Raw genomic sequence first — 22,327 nt, 5'->3', positions numbered from 1 at the left:
GCGATTCATGAGCTGAGCGGGATCCGTGCGACCCGGGGGACAGCGCGCTCGGTGGGGAGGCGTCGTGGACGACTACGCGGGAAGGGTGCTCGCCGACCGCTATCGCCTGCCCGTACCGCCCGAGGACGCGTACGAACTCGTCGAGACCCGCGCCTTCGACACCTACAGCGGGCAGGAAGTCCTGGTCCACCAGGTGCCGTTGCCCGAGGTGATCGACGCGGAAATGGTCGACGAGGACGGCCGGGGGTACGCCCCGCACCGGGCGAGTTCCGGCCGGGCGACCCGGCGGCCCACCGACCCGGCGGTGCGCCGCGCGGTCGAGGCGGCCCAGGCCGCCGCGCAGATCCCGGACCACCCCAGGCTGGACCAGGTCTTCGACGTGTTCGCGGAGGCCGGTTCGCTGTGGATAGTGAGTGAACTGGTCGCGGCCAGGCCGCTCGCCGCGCTCCTCGCCGAGGGGCCGCTGACCCCGTACCGCGCGGCCGAGATCGGCTCCGACGTCCTCACCGCCCTGCGCGCGCTGCACGCCCACGGCTGGACCCACCGGAACATCACGCCCAGGACCGTCCTCGTCTGCGACGACGGACGCGTGGTCCTCACCGGCCTCGCGGCGGGCGCGGCGGAGGAGGCCCTGTGCGGCTACGCACCGGTGCCGTTCGCCGACGAGGACGAGGGGGAGGGCGAGGACGGCGGTCCGGGCCAGGAGTGGCCCGTCGCCGGGGAGGAGTCGGCGGAAGAGGGCCCCGAGTTCGAGGTTCCGGACGCGGGCGCCGGTGCGCCCGTCGCGCGGCCCGAGCTTCCCGCGGGCGCCGCCCCGCCGGCCGTCGACGTCCGGGCCGCCCGTGCGGGCGCCATCGCGGCGTACCGGGCGGGAGCCCGCGCCGCCGCGCACATCGGCGAGACCGGGGTCGTCCCGGTGCAGCGCCCGACCCCCGAGCCCGCCCCCGAGTCCGCGTCCGACGCCGAACCCCCGGCCCCGTACCCCCCGATGCCGCCCGCGCCCGCCCCCGTACCAGCCCAGGGCCTCGGGCCCGAGCCGCACTGGTGGTCCCAGACCGGGGACGACGAGGACGAGGACGACGTCGACGAGGACGAGTACCCGGCTCCGTACCGCAAGGGGTACGGGAGCGAAGACAGCGGTCCCACGCGCGCGATGCTCGCCGGGTCCTGGAGCGACGGCCCGCACGCCTCGCGCGACGCCTCCGGTCCCATCCCCGCGGGCGGCAGCCCCGCGCTGCCCGCCCTCCCGGCCGGCTACACCCCCGCGCAGCTCCCGGACCCCGAGCCCGCCCCCGTACCCGCACCGGCCTCCGGCGGCTGGGACGGCGCGGCGGGAGCGCAGGGTGACGCGCCCCTGGCCCTCTACCGGGGCCCCGCCACCCGGCTCGCCGCCGAACGGGCCCGCCAGGCACGGATCGCCGTCGTCGGCGCGGTCACCGAGCGCTGGGCGCCCGAGCAGGCGGGACCGGTCCACGAGAACTGGCGCCTGGCCCCGCCCATCGGCCCCTCCACCGACCTCTGGGCGCTCGGCGCGCTGCTCTACCGTGCCGTCCAGGGCCACGCCCCGTACCCCGAGGAAAGCGCCGCCGAGCTCGTCCAGCTGGTCTGCGCCGAGCCCCCGGCCTACGCCGAGGAGTGCGGCCCGCTGCGGCCCGTTGTCGAGTCGCTGCTCCGCCAGGACCCCACCGAGCGCCCTGACTTCGAGGAGCTGAGCGGCTGGCTCCGCTCCCTCGTCCGCTCCGCCCCGGAGCCGGACGCGGGCGTCGGCGTCATACCGCTGCCGTCCGTCGACGAGACGAAGCTGCCGATCGTACGGCGCCGTGGCGAGCTGGTCCGCAGGCGCCGAGGGGGCGCGGCGGGCGGCCGCCACCGCCACCGGAAGGGCGGTGGCAGGCAGGACGTCGGCACCCGGGAGGAGCAGCGAGAGGTGCAGCGGGAGGAGCTGCGCGAAGAGCAACGGCGGGAGTTCCGGCAGGGCTCCCGGCAGGACTTCCGGCAGGAGTTCCCGCAGGAGCACTTCCACGAGGAGCTTCCGCAGCGTGCCCCGCGCGCCCCGCGCCCGCCCCGGGCCCCGCGCGGCGCGGGTGCGGCTCCCCGTTCCCCGCGCTCCCTCGGCCTGACGCTCCTCCTGGCGATCCTGCTCCTGCTCGTCGGCGTCATGGCGTACGCCGTGCTGTTCCTGCCCGAGGGCGGCAAGGACGGCGCGGACGGGCAACTGCCCGCCGGGCAGTCCGTCACGCCGACGGGCGGACCCAAGCCCAGCTCCAAGCCCAGTTCCACGCCCAGCGCGAAGCCGAGCACTACGAAGACAACACCACCGGCCACCACTGCCAACCCCACCACCGCCAACCCCGGCGCCGCCGGCCTCGCCGCCGGGTACACCCTCCGCAAGGACCCGGAGGGCTTCGAGGTCGGTGTCGCCGAGGGCTGGCGGCGCAGCCCGATCAACGACGCCGGACAAATCCGCTACACAGGGGGCGATTTCGTCCTCATCGTCGTCCCCGGCCGGGACACCGTGCAGGCCAACGGCTCGGACCCGATGGCGTACCAGCGCACCAAGGAGCGCGAGCTCCAGCCGTGGCGGGACTCCTCCTGGTCGAGCGCCTCCGGTCTGCGCCGGATCGAGGTGGGGCAGCAGGTCATGGCGGTGGGCCAGTTCACCTGGCAGGACACCACGGGGCGTGAGGTCTTCGTCCGCAACCTCGCCCTGATCGAGGCCGGCCGCTACCACGTCGTGCAGGTCATCGGCCCGGAGAGCGAGCGCGACAAGGTCTCCGAGATCTACGACCAGGCGGTGAAGGTCTACCGCGCGACCCGCTGAACCGCTCCCCGCCGCACAGTCGTCGGACCGCCGTCGGGTGCGCGGTCGGACCGCCATCGGGTCCGTCGTACCGCTCCCCGCCGGTCACAGTGCGGTTCCTTTGCGAGCCCCGAGGTTCCGTCCCCCGTCTCCCCCTCCGTAACCTGTCATCCGAAGGAACGGGCGGGGGACTGTGGAACATTCTCAGGGCACGGACACGGGCGCGGGGCTGCTGCTGGCCGGACGGTACAGGCTGGGCGAGACCATCGGTCGCGGCGGCATGGGCAAGGTCTGGCGGGCGCACGACGAGGTCCTGCACCGGGTGGTGGCGGTCAAGGAGTTGACGGCGGGTCGGTTCGTCGCCGAGGCCGACCGCCTCGTGCTGCACGCCCGTACGCAGAAGGAGGCCCGCGCCGCCGCGCGGATCACCCACCCCGGCGTCGTCACCGTCCACGACGTCCTCGAGCACGACGACCGGCCGTGGATCGTCATGCAGTACGTCGACGGGCCCTCGCTCGCGGACGCCGCGAAGGAGACCGGCACGATCGAGGCGCGCGAGGCGGCCCGCATCGGACTGCACGTCCTCGGGGCCCTGCGCGCCGCGCACGCCGCCGGGGTGCTCCACCGGGACGTCAAGCCCGGCAACGTGCTCCTCGCCCGCGACGGGCGGGTCCTGCTCACCGACTTCGGCATCGCGGCGATCGAGGGCGACTCGACGATCACCCGGACCGGTGAACTCGTCGGCTCCATCGACTATCTGGCGCCCGAACGGGTACGGGGCGGCGATCCCGGCCCGGCCTCGGACCTCTGGTCGCTGGGCGCGACGCTGTACACGGCGGTGGAGGGCACCTCGCCGTTCCGGCGGACCTCGCCGATCAGCACCATGCAGGCGGTCGTGACCGAGGAGCCTCCGCACCCGGCGAAGGCGGGCGCGCTGGCCTCCGTCATCGTGGCCCTGCTCCGCAAGGACCCGGCGGAGCGGCCGGGCGCCGACGAGGCCGAGCGGATGCTGCTGGACGCCATGGAGGGCCGTACCCCGGAGGCGGCCCAGGCGTACGTACCGACGCGGCGGGTCGGTCGCGACGAGCTGACCTCCGCCACCACCCCGCTCCCGGCCACCCAGGACGACCCGGCGTCCCCGGCCACCCCCGGGCCCGCCACCGTGCCTCAGCTCGCCGGTCCCGGCCACCGTCCCGGTCCTGAGGCCAAGGGCCGTGGCCGGTGGCGTACGGCGGTCCTGGCGGCCGTCCTCGCAGGCCTTGTCGCCGGTGGAGCCGTCTTCGCCGCAATGAACTACTCGGGGGGCGGCAAGGGCGCGCAGGGCAGCGGCCAGAGCACGCAGCCCGTCGCGACGCCGAAGGAGCAGGACACCGTTCCGGTCGGCTGGCACCGCGTCGAGGACCGCAAGGGCTTCAGCCTGGTGGTGCCCGACGGCTGGAAGCGGCGGGAGGACGGCGACAACGTCGACTACACGCCGGACAACGGCCGCCACCGGATCCGGATCAGCATCGACCCCACGCCCGACTTCGAGAACCCGTACGTGCACGTGCTTGACCTGGAGAAGACGCTGAAGAAGCGGGCCCAGTACAAGCGCGTCTGGCTGAACCAGAACACGTACCGCGACCAGGTCCGCTCCGCCCGGTGGGAGTTCACCTGGCTCGAGAAGCAGAACTTCCCGGGCCCGAGACACGCCATCGACCAGCTGTACTTCGGGGACGACGGCACCGAGTACGCCATCTTCATGGCCTCGCCGGAATCGAGCTGGGAGACCACCAGGGAGCAGTTCGACATCGTCGTCCGGCACTGGCGGGCCCCGGGCGAGCAGGCGGACTGACGAACGGACCGCAGGGATGCGAAGCGCGCGGAATTCGCACTCCCGGCCGACCGTAAGCCCCTGATCAGGGCTTATATGCCAGCGATCGCTGGCGCGATTGTGCGCACCCGGTGAAAACGCATTACCGACGGGTACCCAAAGGGCGTTCCGCGGCCTACCCTCGCCCTCATGACGGACTCGCAGGCACTCACCACCCCGGCCACCACCGCCGGCACGAACCCCCTCGCGCCCTCGCCGGCCGGTGCCCGCACCGCCGCCGACGTGGTCACGCCGGAGGTGGTCGCCCAGCTCACCCGCGGCGTCGCCGGTTCCGGCCGCACCGCGAACCACACCCCCTTCACCGGGGACAAGCTGGCCGACCTGCCCGAGTCCACCCCCGAGGACGTCGCCGAGGCCTTCGCCCGCGCCCGCGCCGCCCAGGGTGCCTGGGCCGCGACCCCCGTCAAGGCCCGCGCCGCCGTGCTGCTCCGCTTCCACGACCTGATCCTGGAGCGCCAGGCCGAGGTCCTCGACCTCATCCAGCTGGAGACCGGCAAGGCCCGGCTGCACGCCCACGAGGAGGTCCAGTCGGTCGCGGTCGCCGCCCGCCACTACGGCCGCAAGGCCCCCTCGTACCTGCGCCCCAAGCGCCACACCGGCGTCGTACCGACCCTCACCAAGGTCACCGAGCTGCGCCAGCCGCGCGGTGTCGTCGGCCAGATCGCGCCCTGGAACTACCCCCTGGAGCTGTCCATCGGCGACGCGCTGCCCGCCTTCGTCGCCGGCAACGCGGTCGTCATGAAGCCCGACACCGAGACCGCGCTCACCGCGCTCTGGGCCCGTGACCTGCTCATCGAGGCCGGGCTGCCCGCCGAGGTCTTCCAGGTCGTTCTCGGCGAGGGCCCGGTCGTCGGCCCCGAGGTCGTCAAGCACGCCGACTACGTCTCCTTCACCGGCTCCACCCGTACCGGCCGCCAGGTCGCCCAGGGCGCCGCCGCCCGGCTCGTCGGCGTGACCCTCGAACTCGGCGGCAAGAACGCGATGCTCGTCCTCAAGGACGCCGACATCGAGAAGGCCGCCGCCGGCGCCGTCCGCGCCTGCTTCTCCTCCGCCGGCCAGCTCTGCATCTCCATCGAGCGGCTGTACGTCCACGAGTCGGTCGCCGACGACTTCGTCGCCCGCTTCGCCGCCCGTACGAAGGCGATGCGCCTCGGCAACTCCCTCTCCTACGGCGCCGACATGGGCTCCCTCGTCGGCGAGCGGCAGCTGGAGACGGTCACCAAGCACGTCGAGGAGGCCGTCGCCAAGGGCGCCAAGCTCGTCGCGGGCGGCGTCGCACGCCCCGACATCGGCCCGCTCTTCTACGAGCCGACCATCCTCGACGGCGTCGAGGCCCCGATGGCCGTCTGCACCGAGGAGACCTTCGGCCCGGTCGTCTCCATCTACCGCTTCAAGGACGAGGACGAGGTCGTCGAGCTGGCCAACGGCACCCCGTACGGCCTCAACTCCTCCGTCTGGACCAAGGACTCCCGGCGCGGCCACGCCGTCGCCGCCCGGCTGCGCACCGGCACCGTCAACATCAACGAGGGGTACGCGCCCGCGTACGGCAGCGTCCAGGCGCCGATGGGCGGCATGAAGGACTCCGGGCTCGGCCGCCGCCACGGCTCGGAGGGCATCCTCAAGTTCACCGAGGCCCAGACGGTGGCCCAGCAGCGGCTGCTGCCGCTCGCGCCGTCCTTCGGGATGGACGACGAGAAGTACGCCGCCTTCATGAGCCTGTCCCTGAAGGCGATGAAGGCCCTGCGCCTGCGCTGACGCACACCGCCCGATTCCGCACCTTTTCGTACGAGGAGAGCCATGACCGCGGTACCCCCTTCCCGAAATCGGGAGCAGGAAGAGGACGACCTGGACTCGGCGGACGACGCGTACGACTACGACGTCATCGTCGTCGGCTCCGGCTTCGGCGGCTCGGTCACGGCCCTGCGCCTGACCGAGAAGGGCTACCGGGTCGGCGTCCTGGAGGCGGGGCGCCGCTTCACCCGGGCCGAGCTGCCCAAGAACTCCTGGGACCTGAAGAACTTCCTCTGGGCCCCGGCCCTCGGCCTCTACGGCATCCAGCGCATCCACCTGCTGGGCAACGTCATGGTCCTGGCCGGCGCGGGCGTGGGCGGCGGCTCGCTGAACTACGCCAACACCCTCTACGTACCGCCCACGCCGTTCTTCGAGGACCCGCAGTGGCGGGACATCACGGACTGGCAGGAGGAGCTGGCTCCGTACTACGACCAGGCCAAGCGGATGCTGGGCGTCCGGCTCAACCCGACCATGACCCCCTCGGACGTCCACCTCAAGGCGACCGCGCAGGCCATGGGCATCGGCGACACCTTCCACATGGCGCCGGTCGGGGTCTTCTTCGGTGACGGCAAGGACGCCGAGGGAGCCGCTGAGGCCGCACCGGGCAAGGAGGTCGCCGACCCGTACTTCGGCGGCGCGGGGCCCTCGCGCAAGGCCTGCACCGAGTGCGGCGAGTGCATGACGGGCTGCCGGCACGGCGCCAAGAACACCCTCAACGAGAACTACCTTCACCTCGCCGAGAAGGCCGGCGCCGTCGTCCACCCCATGACCTCCGTCGTCGCCCTGACGGAGGACTCGCGGGGCGGCTACGCCGTCAAGACGCTGCCGACCGACAACCGGAAGAAGGGGAAGGGGCGTACGTTCACGGCCCGGCGGGTCGTCGTCGCGGCCGGTACGTACGGCACGCAGACCCTGCTGCACCGGATGAAGGACACCGGGCTGCTGCCCCGGATCTCGGCCCGGCTCGGCGAGCTGACCCGTACCAACTCGGAGGCGCTGGTCGGCTCCCAGACCACCGACCGGCGCTACCGCAGGAAGCACGGCGCGGAGAAGGCCGACTTCACGCGCGGGGTGGCGATCACCTCGTCCATCCACCCGGACGCGAACACCCACATCGAGCCGGTCCGCTACGGCAAGGGCTCCAACGCCATGGGCGGCATGACGATCCTCCAGGTGCCGTACGGGGCCCATCGGGTACGGAACTGGCTCCTGGAACTGGTCAAGCACCCCACCCTCGCCGCCCGCTCCCTCTCCAACCGCCGCTGGTCGGAGCGGACCATCATCGGGCTCGTCATGCAGTCCCTGGACAACTCCCTGACGACGTACCGCAAGCCGGGCGGCATCGGAAAGGGCCTGCTCACGGCCCGGCAGGGGCACGGTGCGCCGAACCCGAACCAGATCCCCGAGGCGACCAGGGCCGCGTCCCTGCTCGCCGAGGAGATCAACGGCTTCGCCGGTTCCAACATCGGCGAGCTGATGGGCACCCCGCTCACCGCGCACTTCCTGGGCGGCTGCCCGATCGGCGCGGACGCGGAGTCCGGTGTCATCGACCCGTACCACCGGCTCTTCGGCCACCCGGGCATCTCGGTCGTCGACGGAGCGGCGGTCTCCGCCAACCTCGGCGTCAATCCGTCGCTGACGATCACGGCGCAGGCGGAGCGGGCGATGTCCTTCTGGCCCAACAAGGGCGAGGAGGACCAGCGCCCGGGCCAGGGAGAGACGTACGTCCGTCTCGCGGCCGTCGCTCCGAAGGCCCCGGCGGTCCCGGCGGACGCGTTCGGCGCGCTGAAACTGCCGTTCCTGGGGATTCCGGCTGTGCCGCCGAAGAAGGCGTAGCCACAGGTCATGAAGACGGAAGAGGCGCTGCACCCCCCTCCGAGTGCAGCGCCTCTCCAGCTTCTGGGTGGTGCTGCATGCATGACCTGTGGCCAGGGGGATTGGTTGTAGGCCGGAACAGGAAATGTCGTGTGACGCCTGTCACATGACCATGCGGGGCTGTGCGCGGGCATGCAGGCGTGTGGGTCCGCGGGCATACGGGCGCGTGGGCGCGAGGGCGACGCGTGGGCATGCGCAAGGGCCCCGCGGCGCGATTCCGGTCGCGCGGCGGGGCCCTTGGAGGTCGGCACCGGTGTCAGGGCAGCGGCGGTGCCGAGGGGAGCGCGGCGCAGGGGGGTGCGCCGTGCGAGGCATGTGGGGAGGGAGAGGGGACGGGCGGTGTGGGGGTGCGTTCGTCTGGACCGGTTGCGGCCGGCCCCGGGCGTCCCCGGGGCCGACCGCCCTTTCGGGTGACCGGGCTGCTGTCCCCTGCCGTCCGGTCACGCGCGCTGGGGCGAGGTCCCAAGACGTACTTGCGGTACGTCACACGCCCCAGCGAAGCCACGCGTGGTTTTTTCGGGCCCGCCCCTGGGTGGCACGGACAACGGGACCAACGAAGGGGTGCGGGAGCCGGTCACGCGCCGTACGGGTGAGAGCGGGCCCGAACTCAGGTCCGTAGGGTGCGCGCTTGCCTGCGTGCTCAGATACGGCCCCGGCACAGCTCCAGCATCGTCATCGCGAGCGCCGTGCCCGGCTTGCCGAGCGCGTCCCTGTAGTGGCCGAGCACCTCCATCTCGCGGGCCAGGTTCACCCGGCGGCCGCCCGAGCCGATGCGGGACTCCTGGATCACGGCCGAGACGGCCGTCCGTTCCTGGATCAGGCCGATGATCCGGTCGTCGAGCGCGTCGATGCGCTCGCGCGCGTCGCCGATGAGCGCGGCCGCCTCGTCGGTGCGGGCGCCGGTCTTCTCGGTGGGGGTGATGGTGGCGGTCATGGTGGGGCTCCTCGGGGTGGTGTCGGGTGCCCCGGAGCGACACGGCCCGGAAATGACAGAACGCCCCGGGCCTTGTCGGCCCGGGGCGCCTGGGAAGTCGCTTGTCAGTTGCTCAAGCAGCACGACCATGGCAGCCGGACGGGCCGGTGCCATAGGTAAAGACGAAGGTCGGGAGCTTGCGCATGCGGACAGTATGGACCCTCGCGCGGGAGCCGGGACAACCCGGGTTCGGATGGTGAGACGAAAAGTGGCACCGCCGCGCCGGTAGAATCGACAAATAGCCCCCCGTTCGGGGGACCCCTCGGACCCCCTCCCTACCGCCGGAAGGCCGCCGTAGTGTCATCAGCGACTCCCGCTGCCGCGCCCGACGTCACCAACCCGGACGTAGTCCTCGTTGTCGACTTCGGCGCTCAGTACGCCCAGCTCATCGCCCGTCGCGTCCGTGAGGCGCGGGTCTACAGCGAGATCGTCCCGTCCACCATGCCGGTGGCCGAGATGCTGGCCAAGAAGCCCAAGGCGATCATCCTCTCCGGCGGCCCGTCCTCCGTCTACGCGGAGAACGCCCCGCGCCTCGACCGCGCGCTCTTCGAGGCCGGCGTCCCCGTCTTCGGCATGTGCTACGGCTTCCAGCTGATGGCGACCACCCTCGGTGGCACCGTCGACAACACGGGCGCCCGCGAGTACGGCCGTACCCCGCTGCACGTCTCCAAGGCCGGATCGACCCTCTTCGAGGGCACCCCGACCGAGCAGTCCGTGTGGATGTCGCACGGCGACGCCTGCTCCGCCGCCCCCGAGGGCTTCGCCGTCACCGCGTCCACGGACGTCGTGCCGGTCGCCGCCTTCGAGAACGACGAGAAGAAGCTGTACGGCGTCCAGTACCACCCCGAGGTGCTGCACTCCACGCACGGCCAGCAGATCCTGGAGCACTTCCTCTACCGCGGCGCCGGCATCGAGCCGTCCTGGACCACGGGCAACGTCATCGACGAGCAGGTCGCGGCCATCCGCGAGCAGGTCGGCACCAAGCGCGCCATCTGCGGTCTGTCCGGCGGCGTCGACTCCGCCGTGGCGGCCGCGCTCGTGCAGAAGGCCATCGGCTCGCAGCTGACCTGCGTGTACGTCGACCACGGTCTGATGCGCCAGGGCGAGACCGAGCAGGTCGAGAAGGACTTCGTCGCCGCGACCGGCGTCCAGCTCAAGGTCGTCGACGCGCAGGAGCGGTTCCTCACCGCGCTCGCCGGGGTCTCCGACCCCGAGGAGAAGCGGAAGATCATCGGCCGCGAGTTCATCCGCGTCTTCGAGCAGGCGCAGGCCGAGATCGTCGCCGAGTCGGCGGGCCACGGCGAGGACGTCGCCTTCCTCGTCCAGGGCACGCTCTACCCGGACATCGTCGAGTCCGGCGGCGGCACCGGCACCGCCAACATCAAGTCCCACCACAACGTGGGCGGCCTCCCCGAGGACCTGGAGTTCGAGCTCGTCGAGCCGCTGCGCCAGCTGTTCAAGGACGAGGTCCGCATGGTCGGCCAGGAGCTCGGCCTGCCGGACGAGATCGTCCAGCGGCAGCCGTTCCCGGGCCCCGGCCTCGGTATCCGGATCGTCGGCGAGGTCACCAAGGACCGTCTGGACCTGCTGCGCGAGGCCGACGCCATCGCCCGCGAGGAGCTGACGGCCGCCGGTCTCGACCGCGAGATCTGGCAGTGCCCGGTGGTCCTGCTCGCCGATGTGCGCTCCGTGGGCGTCCAGGGCGACGGCCGGACGTACGGCCACCCGATCGTCCTTCGCCCCGTCTCGTCCGAGGACGCGATGACGGCGGACTGGACGCGGATGCCGTACGACGTGCTCGCGAAGATCTCGACGCGGATCACGAACGAGGTCGCCGACGTGAACCGCGTGGTGCTCGACGTGACGAGCAAGCCGCCGGGCACCATCGAGTGGGAGTAGTCGCTCCGGACTCTCCCGTATGCGTGTGAACCGCCGCCTCCACCATCCGGGGGCGGCGGTTTCGTCGTTGTTGGGCGTGTGATCTCTCTGGTCAGTTGCGGGGCCCGGCGTTACCTTCCCGCGTATGAGCGAGACACCGACACCCGTACCTGTCGATCGGCTCCACGTCACGATGCCTCCCGTCCACGGGACCGTCGAGGAGGAGCGGACGTACCGCAAGCGCAGACTCGCGGGCGCGCTCCGGCTCTTCGGACGGTTCGGGTACGAGGAGGGCGTCTCCGGTCATGTGACCGCCCGGGACCCCCAGTACGCCGACTGCTTCTGGGTGAACCCCTTCGGCGCGCCCTTCGCCGAACTGACCGCGAGCGACCTCGTCCTGGTCAACGGGGACGGGCAGGTGGTGCGGGGCAGCGAACACGTCAACCAGGCCGCCTTCGCCGTCCACGCCGAGGTGCACCGGGCGCGGCCGGACGTCGTCGCCGTCGCGCACAGCCACTCCCTCCATGGGCGGGCGCTGGCCGCGCTCGGCGAGCTGATCGAGCCGATCACGCAGGAGGCCTGCGCCTTCTACCAGGACCACGCGCTCTACGACGCGTACACCGGCGTCGCCGTCGACCGCGAGGAGGGGCGGCGCATCGCCGTCGCCCTCGGCCCGTACAAGGGGATCGTGCTGCGCAACCACGGGCTCCTGACCGTCGGGACCTCGGTCGACGCGGCGGCCTGGTGGTTCATCGCCATGGAACGGTGCGCCCAGGTGCAGCTGACCGCGCGGGCGGCGGGCAAGCCGGTGCCGATCGGGCACAAGGACGCGGTCGCCACCCGGGACCAGCTCGGCGCCGATCTCGCCGCATGGATCAACTACCAGCCGCTGTGGCGCGGGATCAGCCGCACGGAGCCCGAACTGCTGTCGTAACACGGTGTCGTCAGCTTTCTTTACGTCAATGTGATGACGGTTCAATCACCCCCGCAAGGGGCGCTCGGAGCGCGTGGGAGGCGTTTCGGTACGGCACAATTCCCCATACTCAAGGGTCAGTTGACGAAGGGTCGACGGGCGTACGGACGGACGGATCGGGAAGTGAACGCCGTGGCGGTGCAAGAGGCGAGACAGTGCCATGACCACGCGGGGTGCGCGGAGAGCGGGCGCGCGGGTCACCGGCGTGCGGTCGCCGCCTTCCTCGCCCGGCGGGACGAACTCGCCGTCGGCGAGGGCGTGCCCGCCGCCGTCGCGCATTCGCCGGGCGCCTCGCGGCAGTGGGTCTCCGACGCGCTCGCCCAGTCGGCGCGCGCGGTCACGGCGGGCGGTCGCGGCGCGGACGAGGCCTGGCTGCGGCGGGTCAGGTCCGCGACGCTCGGCGTCGTCTGGGGCGGGGTCGTCGCCCTGCTGCTCGCCCAGGCGCTCACCGCGATCGGCGCGGGCTGGACCGGGCCGCGCACGGCCGGCCTGGTCGCCGCGCTCGCCCTCGCCGTCCCGCTCACCTTCGCCGCCCACGCGCACCGGGCGCGCGGCGGGGTCCTCGCCCCGCTGATCGGGGAGGACAACCGGCTCTCCACCTCCCGCGCGGTCGCCGCCGGCTGGCTGCTCCTCGCCGTCCACACCGTGCTCTTCCTGGCCCTGCGCCTGGTCACCGGCGACATCGACCGGGCCGGCCTCGGGGTGCGGCACGGCGCCGGGCTGCTCACCGTCTTCGCGCTGACGGCGGGCGTCGCCGTCGCGGCCCGGCGGATCGTGTGGGGCCGGGTGGTCGGGCAGCGGCTGCAGAAGGTGCGGGCCGACCGGCCCCGCGCCGCCGACCTGCTGTGCGACGACGACGGCCGTGCCGCCCTCACCGACGTCGCCTACGTCCTGGCCTCCGGCGCCGTCCTCGTCCTCGCCGCCGTCCGGCTCGCGCGCGATCCCGGCCGGCTGCCCGAGGTCCCCTGGGCCCTCGTGCTCCTCGTCGCCGTGGCGGCGGCCGGCTACCTCGCCGCCCTCTGCACCCAGGGCGGCCGGCCCGTCGTCCTCTCCGTCGTCCGCTCCCGCGAGGCCGGTGACCTGGACGCGCCGATCCGCACGGGCGACGACATCGAGATCCGGGGCACCGGGTTCGTCCCGCCAGGGGCCTCCGGCCCGGACGCGTTGACCCGACTGGTCGTGCGCGTCGGCTCCGTCCACGCCCATGTTCCGCTGGTCCCCGTCCCGGGCGGCTTCGCCAACCCCACGGACTCGGCCCTGACCGTCCCGCTCCCGGTCGACGTGGAGCCGGGGCGGATGGAGGTGTGGGTGGTGACGGCCTCGGGCGTGGAGACCAATCGGGTCACCATCGACGTCGTCGACTGAACACGCGCGGCGTTCTCCACGTATCCACACGACGGGGGTCCGGGGACAATCGGTTCTGCGGACAGTGGCGTGGAGCGCACAGTGGCGTGGAGAGGCAGGCCGACGATGTCACAGCGGAACGCGGGACCGGCGGGCCCGGCGTGGGCGAGAACGACGGGCACGAGCGGGCGCTTCGCCGCGTGGAAGGAAGCCGGCTCGCGGTACGCGCTGCTGCCGCTGCGCGTCTTCCTCGGCGTCACCTTCATCTACGCCGGGCTCGACAAGCTCACCGACTCCGCCTTCATGGCCGACACCGGGAGCGGGTCGATCGGCGAGATGATGCGCGGCGTCCGGGACACCTCGGCCATCCCGGCCCTGGTCGACCTGGCGCTCAAGAGCCCCGTCGGCCTCGGCTACGCCATCGCCTTCGGCGAACTGGCCGTCGGCATCGGCACCCTGGTGGGCCTGTTCGCCCGGGTCGCCGCGCTCGGCGGTGCGCTGATCTCCCTGAGCCTCTGGCTGACCGTGAGCTGGCAGGTCAACCCGTACTACTACGGCAACGACCTCGCCTATCTCATGTCCTGGCTCCCGCTCGTGCTGGCCGGAGCCTCCTCCTTCTCGCTCGACGCCCTGCGCGCCGAACGATGGCGCACCCGGTAGGCGACCCAGGTCACCAGGGCGGCCACGCCCAGGCCTCCGCAGAGCACCGGGATCACTCCGTACCAGGGGATCGCCCAGGCGTTCGTGGCGTCGCCCGCGTACATCACGGCGAGGGCGAGGGCCGTCCCGCCGGCGACCAGCCGGCCCGGTCGGAACTCATGAAGCAGCACGGGTGACCTCCACCTGTCCGAGACCTATCTCCAGCGAGAGGTCCACCGTCCCGCCGGGCGTGGTGCCCGCCGGCGGGGCCAGCGTCCGGCTCTCGTCGATGTCGGGTGCGATGTCGATGTCCTCGGCGCGCTGCTGCGGCAGCTGCACATCGCCCAGGCCCACCTGCGCCCGCAGCTTCACCGTGACGTTCTTCGGCACGATCACCTCCAGCTTGCCCGCGCCGACCTCCGCCTCGGCCTCGACCGTGGTGCCCGCGGGGACGGCGAGGCGGGACAGGTCGAGCGTGCCGACGCCCGTGCCCAGTTCGTACCGGGGCTGGACGGCGGCGACCGAGGCCGGCTTCCAGGTAGTACGGACCCACTCCGTGGAGATCTCCTTGGGCAGCGCCGCCGCCACCGCGAGCAGGCCCGCCGTGACCACGGTCAGGAAGATCGTCCCGAACCCGGTCCGGCCGAGGAAGCTGCTGATCACCAGCCCCAGGCCGAACACCGCGAGGGCGGCGACCAGGCCGATCTGCAGGCTCGTGCCGAACGGCTGGGCCTCCCACGACAGGCCCGTACCGAGCCCGCCCGCGAGCAGCGCGAGGAGGAAGACCAGGCCGCCGATGGAGCGCGGGCCACGCCGGACCGTGGCGGCCTGCGGCCGCCGCGCGGCCGCCGAACCGTCCGAGCCCCACTGGCTGCCGGGCACCGGGACCTCGCCGCTCGGGAGCCGGCCGTCCGCGTCCGCGCCGTGCGGGCCCCAGAGATAGCCGACGGCGATCCTGCCGGTCGAGCCGTCCTTGACTATGGGGTCCTTCCACCAGGACGGGAACTCCACCAGCGGCGGAGCCTTCGCCTCCGGCGGGGCGTCCGCGACGGTGGCCGCCGTCGCCGCGTCCTTCCGGCCCTCGGTGTCGCCGGCGGAGGCCTGCGCGCGCCGCTGGGACCAGACCGCCGCGCCGCACACCGCTATCGACAGCAGCATCGCGAACGCGAGCGTCCCGCCGTTGCGCAGCATCGACAGGAAGACACCACAGCCCACCAGGGCCATCAGCACCGCCGCGAGCGCGGCCCCGTCGACGCGGCCGGAGAGCAGTCTGCGGCCCTCGTTCTCCTCCTCGCCCGCGGCCGGGATCAGCAGCCACGCGAAGCCGTAGAAGATCAGCCCGAGGCCGCCGGTCACGGACAGCACGCCGATCGCGATACGGAAGATCACCGGATCGAGGTCGAAGTGCCGGCCGAGACCACCGCACACACCGGCCACGACCCGGTGCTGCCGCGAGCGGCGCAAGGACGCGAACGGTGGGGCCTCCGCCGGCGGCGGGGCCTCGTGCGAGGAAGGCGTGGAACTCGTCATGCGTCCATGGTGACCGCCACCGTCCCGCCGCGGCACCGGGATCGACCCTGGCCCGACCCTGATATTCCGGCGCCCGTCCACCCCGAGAGGCTCCTAGGGGCCGGTTCCTAGGGGCGATCTCAGGGACCGACCCTGATGTGCCGCCCGGGCCGGACGTGTGACGATCGGTGCATGCCAGCAGCCGCCCGAGTCCCGGAGACCGACGAACCGCCCGTGCGCAAGCTCTACCGGAGCGCCGACGGACGGTGGCTCGGCGGTGTCGCGCGCGGCCTCGCGGGTCATCTCGGACTGCCCGTGGTCTGGGTCCGCGTGCTGTTCGTGGGCCTCCTCCTCGCGGACGGCCTCGGCGCGCTGCTCTACGCGGTGTTCTGGATCGTCGTCCCGCTCGGCGTCGGCGGTCGCAGCGCGCCCCGCCCGGTCTTCGAGACCACCCCGGACGGCCGCCGCCGACTGCGCAAGCCCGACCAGGGCCAGATCTTCGCGCTGATCGCGCTGGCCGTGGGCGCCGCGGTCTTCGCGGGCAACATCGACTGGGGCAACCGGACCGACCGCTATGTCTGGCCCACCCTCCTCATCGGCGTCGGCGTGGTCCTCGTCTGGCGGCAGGCGGACAACGCCCGCCGGGCCAGCTGGACCGAGGCCGGCCGCCGCCGGCGCACACTCCAGCTCGTCCGCGGCTTCGCGGGCGTCGCCCTCGTCGGCATGGGGCTGACGGTCTTCATGGTGGTCCGGGGCTCGGCGGCCCAGCTGGGCACGGCGCTGACCGCCGCGATAGCCGTCCTCACCGGCATAGCCCTGCTCGCAGGACCGTGGCTGGTCCGGATGTCGCAGGACCTCTCAGAGGAGCGGACCATGCGCATCCGCGCGCAGGAGCGCGCCGAAGTCGCGGCCCATGTCCACGACTCCGTCCTGCACACGCTCACGCTGATCCAGCGCAACGCGGACGAGCCCGGCGAGGTGCGCCGGCTGGCCCGCGCTCAGGAGCGGGAGCTGCGGAACTGGCTGTACAAGCCGGAGGGCACCGGCAAGGACGAGGGCGAGGAGCCCGAGACCCTCGCGGAGGCGGTCAAGCGGGCCGCCGCCGAGGTGGAGGACAAGCACGGCGTCCCCCTGGAGGTGGTGGTCGTGGGCGACTGCCCGCTCGACGAGAAACTGACCGCGCAGATGCAGGCCGCGCGCGAGGCGATGGTCAACGCCGCCAAGTACGGTGGCGAGGGCGGGGCCGTTCAGGTCTACGCGGAGGTGGAGGGCCGTACGGTCTTCGTCTCCGTGCGGGACCGGGGACCGGGATTCGACCTCGACGCGGTGCCCGAGGACCGGATGGGCGTACGAGAATCGATCATCGGCCGGATGCAGCGCAACGGCGGTTCGGCCCGGCTGCGGGCTGTGCCGGGCGGGGGCACCGAAGTGGAGCTTGAGATGGAGAGGGCGGACGGATGAGCGACGAGACCGGGACCGGGACGACGGCGGAGCCGAGCACGGAGCGTCGGGTGCGGGTCGTGCTCGTCGACGACCACCGGATGTTCCGTACGGGCGTGCAGGCGGAGATCGGCCGGACCGACGTCACCGGCGTCGAGGTGGTCGGCGAGGCCGCCGATGTCGACCAGGCGGTCACGGTGATCACCGCGACCCGCCCCGAGGTCGTCCTCCTCGATGTGCACCTGCCGGGCGGCGGCGGGGTTGAGGTGCTGCGCCGCTGCGCGAGCCTGATGACGGCGAGCGAGGATCCGGTCCGGTTCCTGGCCCTGTCGGTCTCGGACGCCGCGGAGGACGTGATCGGGGTGATCCGGGGCGGCGCCCGAGGCTACGTGACGAAGACGATCACGGGCACCGATCTGGTCGACTCGATCTTCCGGGTCCAGGAGGGCGACGCGGTGTTCTCCCCCCGCCTGGCCGGCTTCGTACTGGATGCCTTCGCCTCCACCGACGCCCCACCGGTGGACGAGGACCTGGACCGGCTGACCCAGCGCGAGCGCGAGGTACTGCGGCTGATCGCCCGTGGATACGCGTACAAGGAGATCGCCAAGCAGCTCTACATCTCGGTGAAGACGGTCGAGTCCCACGTCTCGGCGGTCCTCCGAAAGCTCCAACTCTCCAACCGCCACGAACTGACCCGCTGGGCAACGGCCCGCCGCCTGGTCTGAGGGGCCGCGGGGCCCTCAGTTGCTTCGGGCGCCGAGGGCGCGGACCTCGGGTTCGTGGCCGCAGGCTCGGAGAGCGGCGGTGAACACGGGAGCGTGCCGCTCGCTCGTCCAGGCAATACCCAGCTCGTCCAACCGCGCCGTGAGCACAGCCTCAGCCTGGTCGCGCATCGTCATCCCGTCATCTTCCCCGACCAGGAAGTCCAAAGGTCAAGCCGTCTCGGCCCAGACGCGTCATCCCACCCGCGTCGCCCCGGCGAAGGGCATCTCGTCGATCGGGGCGACCCGAATCGGCGCGCCCGGGCGGGGGGCGTGGATCATTTGGCCGCCGCCGATGTACAGGCCGACGTGGCTGATCCCGGAGTAGAAGAACACCAGGTCGCCCGGGGCGAGTTCGGAGCGGGAGACCCGTTGGCCGGCGTTGATCTGGGTGTATGTCGTCCGGGGCAGTGCCACGCCGGCCGCGCGCCAGGCGGCCTGGGTCAGGCCCGAGCAGTCGTAGGCCGACGGGCCCGTGGCGCCCCACACGTACGGCTTGCCGAGCTGGTTCCGGGCGTAGGAGATCGCCTGTGCGGCGCGGGCGTTCGGTGCCGTGATCGGGCCGCGTGGGCTGCCCGAATCCCGGTCGGCCCGGTTCACGGAGCCGGTGTCGCTCCGGCCCGAGCCGGTCACCGTCGCCTCGTAACGGGCCCGCTCCTCCGCTGTCAGCCGGGTCAGCAGCGCGCGCGCCTCCGCGAGCTTGGTCTGCACGGCCGCCTTCTGCGTCCGCAGATCGGCCTCGTGCCCGCGCAGTTGGGTCAGCCGATCGTCCGCCTCGGACCGCAGCTGCCTGATCCCGGTGAGCTCACGGCGTACCGAGGTGATCGCCGCCGCCTGCCGCTCCCCGGCCTTCTCGGCGATCGCGGCGCGCGCCAGGTACTGCGCGGGGTCGGAGGTGAGCGCGAGCTGTACGGCGGGGTCCAGGCCGCCGGAACGGTACTGCGCGGTGGCGATGGAACCGAGCCCGTTGCGCACGGTGTTGAGCCGCTCGGTCCTGCGGGCCGACTCGTCCCGCAGCCGGTCGAGCGCGTTCCGGGCCGCGTCCGCCTTCTCCTTCGCGCCGTTGTACTTCTCGGTGGCCACCTCGGCCTCCTGGTACAGCCGGTCCACCTTCGCCTTGACCTGAGCGGGCGTGAGCCTGGGCTCGGCGTGCCCTGAGCCCTCGAAGACGGTCGCCGTCGCCGCCGAGGCGAGGGCGAGCGTGGCGGCGGTCCGCGCCGCCTGGCCACCGAGGGGGGAGTGCTTGGGCTTCCGGTGCGCTGCCACGAGGGCGGGTCACATCCTCTCCCTGTGGGGGTCGATGCCCACCGGGTCCGGCGGTGGGCCGCACAGGGGAGACGGCCCACCGCCGGATTTTCTCGGCGGGGGCGACCGACTGCCGCCGGAAGGACCGACGTGGTGGGGAGCCGGCCACCTGGGGGAGGACGCTAAACCTGGCCCTCACCCGGGGGCGGGGAGTTGACAGCTATTGGCGTCAGTTGATGCTTGAGGACCGTTCCCGTCCGGCCGCTGCGACGGGAGGACGCCGCATTCCTGCGCGGGCCTGACCGAACGGCCCGAGGAGCTGGACCCGGCCGAACGCGGGTGCTATGCCCCGGTTAGGCTCCGCCCCATGGACGTACTCATCAATGTCTTCGTCGCCCTGCACATCATCGGAATCGCCGCGCTGCTCGGTGGATTCCTCACGCAGATGAAGGCGATGGGCGCGGGTACGGCCCGCTTCAGCCCCGCCATGCTGCACGGCGCGCTCACGATGCTGGTCACCGGCATCGCGCTGGTCGGCCTCAACCAGGCGGACGATCAGACGGTCAACAACGTGAAGATCGGCATCAAGATGGCCGTCCTCGTCGTCATCCTCGCGCTCGTGTACGTGAAGCGGGACGAGGAGACGGTCGACAAGGGGCTCTTCGCCGCCGTCGGTGGCCTGACCGTCGCGAACATCTTCATCGCGACGCTCTGGACCTGATCGCCGATCCCTGCCCGCCGCCCGCCGCCAGCCGTACGACATCACGACCATCCCAGGGGGGACTTCATGATCTTCGACCGACGTCCGCGTGCGCTCCGGGGCGCACTCGCCGCCACCGCCGTCGCTGCCGCGCTCGCGGCCACGGCCGGTACCGCCTTCGCCTCCGGCGACCCGGCCGAGCGGGCGTCCGCCGCGGCCGCCACGGCCGAGCAGCGGGCCCAGGAGGGCGGCCGTAGCCAGGCTCCCCGCGCCGCCGCGACCGCCGACGCTCCGGTGGAGACGCCGACGTTCACGATGACGGCCGTCCAGAAGCAGGACGGTGAGCTGTTCCACTACTACCCGAACCGGCAGGGTGGGTTCGATGCCCGGTACGACGTGGGGGTCACCTTCGACGGCTTCGCCGACGCGATCAACGTCGACAACGACAAGGACGGGTGGAGCGACGGCACCTGGTACCTCTACAAGAGCGGCAAGCTGGAATACAGCTACATCGACGACGACCTCGAGCACCACAGCAAGCAGGTCGGCACCAGCTGGAACATCTACACCGCCGTCCTGTCCCCCGGCTCCCTCGGCGGCGCCCAGGAGGCCGACCTCATCGGTCTCGACAAGGCCGGCGTCCTCTGGGGGTACCTCGCGTACCCGGACGGCTCGCTGACCCCGCGCTTCCGCATCGGCGCGGGCTGGGGCCAGTACACCCAGCTCGCCGGCCAGGGCGACCTGAGCGGTGACGGCAAGGCCGACATCGTCGCCCAGGACAAGTCCGGCGGCCTGTGGCTCTACAAGGGCACCGGCGACCAGAAGGCCCCCTTCGAGCCGCGTACGAGGATCGGCGGCGGCTGGAACATCTACGACCGGCTGCTGTCCGTGGGCGACCTCGACGCCGACGGCAGGTCGGACCTGATCGCGCGCAAGCCGAACGGCGACCTGTTCCGGTACTCGGGCACGGGCGACGCCCTGGCCCCGTACGAGGCGCCGGTCAAGATCGGCTGGGGCTTCCAGATCTACAACCTGCTGTAGTCGGGCACGCGGGCCGGCCTCGGCGGAACCAAGGGCCGGCCCACGCGCGCGTGACCGGGCCCGCGCGTGACCGGGCCCGCGCGTGACTACGCCGGGCGCACGCTGCCGTAGATCGGCATGTAGTAGATCGACTCCTCGCGCACGTTCGCGCCCGGCTTCGGCGCGTGGATCATCTTCCCGCCGCCGATGTACAGGCCCACGTGGCTGATGTCGTCGTAGAAGAAGACGAGGTCGCCCGGGAGGAGATCGTCCGTCGCGACCCTGGTCCCCACCTCCACCTGGTCCCAGGTGGTACGGGGCAGGTCGACGCCCGCGGCCTTCCAGGCGGCCTGCGTCAGGCCCGAGCAGTCGTACGAGCTCGGGCCCGTCGCGCCCCACACGTACGGCTTGCCGATCTGTGCCCGGGCGAAGGCCAGCGCCTTCTCCGCCTTCGCCGCGTACGTCGACCCGGCCGGGGTTTCGGTCGGCGGAGGCGTGGTCGGCTGCTGCTTCCGGGCCTCCTCCTGGCGGCGCCGCTCGGCCTCCGCCGCCTCGGCCCTGGCCGCGGCCTCCGCCTCGGCCCGCGCCTCCGCCTTGCGGCGCGCCTCGGCCTCCCGCTTGCGCTCCAGCTCCGCGAGCCGCTTCTTCTCCTCGGCCGTCAGCCGGGTCAGCAGCGTCCGCGCCTCGCCCAGCTTCCGCTGGACGGTCTCCTTGGTCGTACGCAGGGTGGCCTGGGACTCGGTCAGCGTCTCCAGGCCCTTCGTCGCCTCCGCCCGCTGCTTCGCCGCGGCGAGGCGCTTGCCCTCGTAGTCCGACACCGCGCTGCGCTGGCGCTCGGAGAGCCGGTCCATGAGGTGGGTCTGGTCGAAGTACGACTGCGGGCTGTCCGCGAAGATCAGCGCGGCGGTCGGGCCGACGGCCCCCGCCCGGTACTGCGCCGCCGCGTACGAGCCGAGCGCCCGCCGGGACTCGTTGATCTCCTCCGTGCGCTTCGCCACGTCGTCGAGCAGCCGGTCGACCTTGCGGCGCTGCTCGTCGGTGGACTCCTTGGCCCGGTTGTACTGCTGCGTCGCCGTGCCGGCCTGCCGGTAGAGGTCGTCGACCTTCTTCTGGACCTCCTCCACCGTGGGCTTCGGGGGCGCGGTCGGTACGGCCTGGGCGCTCTGCGTGGTCAGCAGGGTGACCCCGGCGAGTGCGGCCGTCGTGACCCCGACGGCGGGGGAATGCGGGCGTGTGGGGCGCGGCTTGCGATGGGACGCCAAGACCGGCATCTCCTTCCGTGGCCGCCGATGGTGACGACCGGCGTCAACTGCCTGGAGGCAGGGCCGGGTTCGGCGTGAGCTGCCCGCTCGGCGCGTTTCGCCGCCGGAGAGGAACGGGCTGCCTGGGCGAGCACGCTAGCCAACCCGTGGGTCGGCTGGGAAGGGCGATGTTCGATATGCCCGATACATTTTCGTGACCTGAAGCGGACTGTCACCCTCCGTAAGATTCGGGTCACTTCGGGAG

Annotated in this window: 17 protein-coding genes; 12 read left to right on the top strand and 5 right to left on the bottom strand. The window is 72.5% G+C overall.

What is annotated here, in order from left to right:
- Positions 1–64 precede the first annotated feature (64 nt).
- The 4 genes from ACFWRO_RS15645 to ACFWRO_RS15630 all read left to right on the top strand — a co-directional run bounded on the left by ACFWRO_RS15645 (position 65) and on the right by ACFWRO_RS15630 (position 8,300).
- Positions 65–2,821 (top strand): serine/threonine protein kinase, encoded by a 2,757-nt coding sequence (locus tag ACFWRO_RS15645; RefSeq protein ID WP_384509952.1) that lies wholly within the window; start codon positions 65–67, stop codon positions 2,819–2,821.
- Between the two features lie 172 nt (positions 2,822–2,993).
- A complete protein-coding gene (locus tag ACFWRO_RS15640) occupies positions 2,994–4,634 on the top strand; it encodes a protein kinase (protein WP_384509951.1) in 1,641 nt (546 codons plus the stop codon).
- Positions 4,635–4,802: 168 nt separating this feature from the next.
- Positions 4,803–6,428 carry a succinic semialdehyde dehydrogenase gene (locus ACFWRO_RS15635; protein WP_384509948.1) on the top strand — a complete coding sequence of 542 codons (1,626 nt, stop codon included), beginning with the start codon at positions 4,803–4,805 and terminating at the stop codon, positions 6,426–6,428.
- Positions 6,429–6,470: 42 nt separating this feature from the next.
- On the top strand, positions 6,471–8,300 hold the full coding sequence (locus ACFWRO_RS15630; RefSeq protein ID WP_384509946.1) for a GMC oxidoreductase: 1,830 nt from the start codon (positions 6,471–6,473) through the stop codon (positions 8,298–8,300).
- A 679-nt stretch (positions 8,301–8,979) separates the two neighbouring features.
- Here ACFWRO_RS15630 and ACFWRO_RS15625 read toward each other — a convergent pair.
- Positions 8,980–9,273, bottom strand: coding sequence for a chorismate mutase (locus ACFWRO_RS15625; RefSeq protein ID WP_384509943.1), 294 nt, complete (start codon positions 9,271–9,273; stop codon positions 8,980–8,982).
- Between the two features lie 336 nt (positions 9,274–9,609).
- Here ACFWRO_RS15625 and guaA point away from each other — a divergent pair, with 336 nt between their 5' ends.
- From guaA to ACFWRO_RS15605, 4 genes are all read left to right on the top strand, one after another.
- Positions 9,610–11,211: a glutamine-hydrolyzing GMP synthase gene (gene guaA, locus ACFWRO_RS15620; RefSeq protein ID WP_384509940.1), complete on the top strand. Its 1,602-nt coding sequence runs from the start codon at positions 9,610–9,612 to the stop codon at positions 11,209–11,211.
- Between the two features lie 124 nt (positions 11,212–11,335).
- A complete protein-coding gene (locus ACFWRO_RS15615; RefSeq protein WP_384509937.1) occupies positions 11,336–12,124 on the top strand; it encodes a class II aldolase/adducin family protein in 789 nt (262 codons plus the stop codon).
- Between the two features lie 171 nt (positions 12,125–12,295).
- Positions 12,296–13,528 carry a hypothetical protein gene (locus ACFWRO_RS15610; RefSeq protein ID WP_384509934.1) on the top strand — a complete coding sequence of 411 codons (1,233 nt, stop codon included), beginning with the start codon at positions 12,296–12,298 and terminating at the stop codon, positions 13,526–13,528.
- A 105-nt stretch (positions 13,529–13,633) separates the two neighbouring features.
- A complete protein-coding gene (locus ACFWRO_RS15605; RefSeq protein ID WP_384509931.1) occupies positions 13,634–14,167 on the top strand; it encodes a DoxX family protein in 534 nt (177 codons plus the stop codon).
- Between the two features lie 156 nt (positions 14,168–14,323).
- Here ACFWRO_RS15605 and ACFWRO_RS15600 read toward each other — a convergent pair whose 3' ends face one another.
- Positions 14,324–15,676 carry a PspC domain-containing protein gene (locus ACFWRO_RS15600; RefSeq protein ID WP_384509928.1) on the bottom strand — a complete coding sequence of 451 codons (1,353 nt, stop codon included), beginning with the start codon at positions 15,674–15,676 and terminating at the stop codon, positions 14,324–14,326.
- A gap of 171 nt (positions 15,677–15,847) precedes the next feature.
- On the opposite strand from ACFWRO_RS15600, the gene ACFWRO_RS15595 reads away from it, so the two are divergent.
- Positions 15,848–17,116 (top strand): PspC domain-containing protein, encoded by a 1,269-nt coding sequence (locus tag ACFWRO_RS15595; protein ID WP_384509925.1) that lies wholly within the window; start codon positions 15,848–15,850, stop codon positions 17,114–17,116.
- Entirely contained in the window at positions 17,113–17,820 is a 708-nt protein-coding gene (locus ACFWRO_RS15590; RefSeq protein ID WP_384509922.1) for a LuxR C-terminal-related transcriptional regulator, read from the top strand. Before ACFWRO_RS15595 ends, ACFWRO_RS15590 begins: the two co-directional genes overlap by 4 nt.
- A 15-nt stretch (positions 17,821–17,835) precedes the next feature.
- Here the strand turns inward: ACFWRO_RS15590 and ACFWRO_RS15585 are convergent, their stop codons facing one another.
- Together ACFWRO_RS15585 and ACFWRO_RS15580 are read right to left on the bottom strand one after the other, a co-directional pair.
- Entirely contained in the window at positions 17,836–17,994 is a 159-nt protein-coding gene (locus ACFWRO_RS15585; RefSeq protein ID WP_384509920.1) for a hypothetical protein, read from the bottom strand.
- Between the two features lie 57 nt (positions 17,995–18,051).
- Complete coding sequence (locus ACFWRO_RS15580) at positions 18,052–19,122, bottom strand: NlpC/P60 family protein (protein WP_384509918.1); 1,071 nt, start codon at positions 19,120–19,122, stop codon at positions 18,052–18,054.
- Between the two features lie 346 nt (positions 19,123–19,468).
- Between ACFWRO_RS15580 and ACFWRO_RS15575 the strand changes: the two genes are divergently transcribed.
- Both ACFWRO_RS15575 and ACFWRO_RS15570 read left to right on the top strand, forming a co-directional pair.
- Positions 19,469–19,822, top strand: coding sequence for a hypothetical protein (locus tag ACFWRO_RS15575; protein WP_384509916.1), 354 nt, complete (start codon positions 19,469–19,471; stop codon positions 19,820–19,822).
- Between the two features lie 66 nt (positions 19,823–19,888).
- Positions 19,889–20,842 (top strand): FG-GAP repeat domain-containing protein, encoded by a 954-nt coding sequence (locus ACFWRO_RS15570; protein ID WP_384509913.1) that lies wholly within the window; start codon positions 19,889–19,891, stop codon positions 20,840–20,842.
- A gap of 86 nt (positions 20,843–20,928) precedes the next feature.
- Here ACFWRO_RS15570 and ACFWRO_RS15565 read toward each other — a convergent pair whose 3' ends face one another.
- The gene (locus ACFWRO_RS15565) at positions 20,929–22,092 is read right to left on the bottom strand and encodes an NlpC/P60 family protein (protein WP_384509911.1); all 1,164 of its coding nucleotides are present in this window, start codon (positions 22,090–22,092) and stop codon (positions 20,929–20,931) included.
- Between the last annotated feature and the right edge of the window lie 235 nt (positions 22,093–22,327).

Origin of the sequence: Streptomyces sp. NPDC058579, assembly GCF_042718575.1 — a bacterium.
Classification (GTDB): domain Bacteria; phylum Actinomycetota; class Actinomycetes; order Streptomycetales; family Streptomycetaceae; genus Streptomyces.
This window is presented reverse-complemented; position numbering and strand designations above follow the sequence as displayed.

Bases quoted from the DNA above. Each gene is read 5' to 3' on its own strand.
- ACFWRO_RS15635 (WP_384509948.1), top strand. From the start codon at position 4,803: ATGACGGACTCGCAGGCACTCACCACCCCGGCCACCACCGCCGGCACG.
- ACFWRO_RS15630 (WP_384509946.1), top strand. From the start codon at position 6,471: ATGACCGCGGTACCCCCTTCCCGAAATCGGGAGCAGGAAGAGGACGAC.
- ACFWRO_RS15625 (WP_384509943.1), bottom strand. From the start codon at position 9,273: ATGACCGCCACCATCACCCCCACCGAGAAGACCGGCGCCCGCACCGAC.
- ACFWRO_RS15615 (WP_384509937.1), top strand. From the start codon at position 11,336: ATGAGCGAGACACCGACACCCGTACCTGTCGATCGGCTCCACGTCACG.
- ACFWRO_RS15605 (WP_384509931.1), top strand. From the start codon at position 13,634: ATGTCACAGCGGAACGCGGGACCGGCGGGCCCGGCGTGGGCGAGAACG.
- ACFWRO_RS15600 (WP_384509928.1), bottom strand. From the start codon at position 15,676: ATGACGAGTTCCACGCCTTCCTCGCACGAGGCCCCGCCGCCGGCGGAG.
- ACFWRO_RS15595 (WP_384509925.1), top strand. From the start codon at position 15,848: ATGCCAGCAGCCGCCCGAGTCCCGGAGACCGACGAACCGCCCGTGCGC.
- ACFWRO_RS15590 (WP_384509922.1), top strand. From the start codon at position 17,113: ATGAGCGACGAGACCGGGACCGGGACGACGGCGGAGCCGAGCACGGAG.
- ACFWRO_RS15585 (WP_384509920.1), bottom strand. From the start codon at position 17,994: ATGACGATGCGCGACCAGGCTGAGGCTGTGCTCACGGCGCGGTTGGAC.
- ACFWRO_RS15575 (WP_384509916.1), top strand. From the start codon at position 19,469: ATGGACGTACTCATCAATGTCTTCGTCGCCCTGCACATCATCGGAATC.
- ACFWRO_RS15570 (WP_384509913.1), top strand. From the start codon at position 19,889: ATGATCTTCGACCGACGTCCGCGTGCGCTCCGGGGCGCACTCGCCGCC.
- ACFWRO_RS15565 (WP_384509911.1), bottom strand. From the start codon at position 22,092: ATGCCGGTCTTGGCGTCCCATCGCAAGCCGCGCCCCACACGCCCGCAT.